Source organism: Bradyrhizobium sp., assembly GCF_049586575.1.
In the GTDB taxonomy this organism is placed as follows: domain Bacteria; phylum Pseudomonadota; class Alphaproteobacteria; order Rhizobiales; family Xanthobacteraceae; genus Bradyrhizobium.
The window spans coordinates 1-2457 of the sequence record NZ_JBAVCF010000114.1; the positions used below are offsets into that span (position 1 = coordinate 1).

4 protein-coding genes are annotated in these 2457 nt (G+C 54.4%); 3 read left to right on the forward strand and 1 reads right to left on the reverse strand.

Going from position 1 to position 2457, the window contains the following annotated elements; translation table 11 throughout:
* Window positions 1-426: 426 nt before the first annotated feature.
* The gene (locus tag WB528_RS04045) at window positions 427-663 is read left to right on the forward strand and encodes a sterol desaturase family protein (RefSeq protein WP_423887145.1); all 237 of its coding nucleotides are present in this window, start codon (window positions 427-429) and stop codon (window positions 661-663) included.
* 56 nt (window positions 664-719) lie between these two features.
* On the opposite strand, the gene WB528_RS04050 is transcribed toward WB528_RS04045, so the two are convergent.
* On the reverse strand, window positions 720-1118 hold the full coding sequence (locus tag WB528_RS04050) for a hypothetical protein (protein WP_423887142.1): 399 nt from the start codon (window positions 1116-1118) through the stop codon (window positions 720-722).
* Between the two features lie 247 nt (window positions 1119-1365).
* On the opposite strand from WB528_RS04050, the gene WB528_RS04055 reads away from it, so the two are divergent.
* Window positions 1366-1872: a type I restriction-modification system subunit M N-terminal domain-containing protein gene (locus WB528_RS04055; protein ID WP_423887143.1), complete on the forward strand. Its 507-nt coding sequence runs from the start codon at window positions 1366-1368 to the stop codon at window positions 1870-1872.
* 252 nt (window positions 1873-2124) lie between these two features.
* Window positions 2125-2457, forward strand: a 333-nt coding sequence (locus tag WB528_RS04060) for a DUF262 domain-containing protein (RefSeq protein ID WP_423887144.1), incomplete at its 3' end; no start/stop codon positions are given.

Genomic DNA, 2457 nt, shown 5'->3' on the forward strand with positions numbered 1-2457 from the left:
GCGCAGGGTGAAGCGCTGGCCGGGATAGTTGGCAATCGCGGTGACGAGCGCGGCGTGTTCGCTGGGCCGTAAGAATTAATAACTGTCGGTATCGCGCGAATAGGACTATCGTGGTGAAGGGGCGGCTTCGGGCTGAGGCTGGCGCCAATGCTGCACACGGTTTCCCCGCTTGTTCTCACGCTTTCGCTATGTCTCCTGGTTGCGGTAGGCACACACCTGGTCATGTCGCTGGGCCAGACATTGATACATTACAAGATCGCCCACCACCCGATAGGCGGTAGGATTTTTCGGAATCACGTCAACTTCCATCACACACATTATTCTGACGCCCACCTTGTCTCGCAAACGTACCTCGGTGACGAAGGCAATACGACACCCTATTTCTTCATCCCTATTCTTCTGGCTGCCGCGTGTGCGTATCTGCTGATGCCCGTCGATCTTTTCATCGTGGCGGCCGTCGCATGCGCGGCGTCGTTTTACGCACATGTCTATTTTGATAAGGAATATCACGCAGCGAGACCGCGATTTCAACGCTTTGCGTGGTTCAAGCGCAAACAAGAACTTCACTTCATTCATCACCGCCACGCCGAATGCAATTTTGCGGTGATCCACTTTTTTTGGGATAGAATACTCGGGACATATCGACAACCCGATGGTGGATAGAGTCGCGCGAATGGAGGCATTCGCGGCGGCATGAGGGCATTTAGTATGCCGACGGCTCACTTCGTGGGATTGTGCTCGCGGATGAGCATGATGCCCTGCCGGAGGGTGAAGCGTTCGTCGGGCCAGTTGGCGACGGCGGCCTCGAATGCCGCGTGCCCGATCGTGACCGTGCCGGCCGCGGCCACGACCCAGCGGACGTGATTGGCGTAGCGGTCCCACAGCTCCACTTTGAAGCTCATGTTGGCGATGTCGTGGAGGTTCGGGTTCGCGAGTTCGCGCAGCAGCTCGTCGATGCGGAAGTATAATGTCGAAGACGTGCCCCAGAGCGCTTTGCATTCGGTGCGCAGCTGTTCGAGCAGCCCGAGGGTGTGGAGCTGGCCGTCGCCATCGGAGGGGACTTGACTCATTGAGAACGAAAAGTGAACATTAAGCCGAGGGGAGTCAAGTGCGGTCATCAGACGCGGGAAAACCGTCGGAAAGGTCGCCTCGGGCCTTGATGGCGCACTCAATGGTATAGTCTGTACTCCTGCCTCAACCGAATCTCCGCAAATATGACCAACGGGCAAAGCGAAGCCTTTTCGCGAGTGCTAATCAATAAGGCACTGGCGTTCGGTGGATGGGAGCTGCTCGATCCCAAGCAAGCGCTGAATGCCATAGCTTTCAAACCTGTACGCCAATCGCATTATGTCTCGGGGTAGTCTTATGTTCGAACAAGCCTTCAAAAATATCGACGACGTACTCCGGAAAGAAGCCGGCTGCACTACCGAGCTCGATTACACCGAACAGACGTCGTGGCTCTTGTTCCTAAAATATTTGGACGGTCTCGAAGATGATAGGGCCGACGAAGCCCGGCTGGAGGGGAAGAGATACAATTTCATTCTCGAAAAGCCATATCGCTGGGCAAGCTGGGCAGCGCCGAAGGGCAAGGATGGCAAGCTCGACCACAACATTGCGATGATCGGCGACGATCTCTGCGAGTTCGTGAATCAGAAGCTCTTTCCGTACCTGCACGGCTTCAAGCAAAAGGCGAGCGGCCCGAACACGATCGAATACAAGATCGGAGAGATATTCGGCGAGATTAAAAACAAAATCTCGAGCGGGTACAATTTACGGGAGATCATCGACCACATCGATGAATTGCGCTTCCGCTCTCAGGCGGAGAAGCACGAGCTTTCGGTTCTCTATGAAGAGAAGATTAGACGAGCTTGATCAGGAAAAGCTGACTCCGCTGCTTCGCCTTAAATACCACAACTCTATCGCCGATGCGGTGGCTGACCTTGGCAGGCCCGAAGAGATCAGCAAGGTATTCGCCGGCTTCCAAAAGTTGCTGTATCAAGAGGCGGCGTGAGCAGATGGCGTTGGGCGGGACGGGCGCATGAGGGTAATGCTGGATGGAGCATGTCTGGCACATGCGTGAAATTTAGTTAATAATAGTGCGGCAACATACTAACGGACTGAGTTATGGCAGCAAAAAAGAAAGAAGCCGACAGAACGGACGACACGAGCGATATGCTCGAGAAAATGGAACGCGACGATGTGCTTGACGAGACGGAAAGCGAGGAGCTCAAGCGCACCCGATTCAAGATTACGTCCTACGGGGCGGACATGACCGCCTTCGAGCTGACCCATAGGCTCGGAAGAGACCTAATTGTCCCGCCTGCTTTCCAAAGGAAATACGTATGGCGCATAAAGCAAGCCTCGCGCTTTATTGAGTCCCTGTTAATGGGGCTGCCTGTTCCTGGCATTTTCCTTTTTAAAGACCAAAAGCGAAACAAGCAGCTACTAGTAGATGGT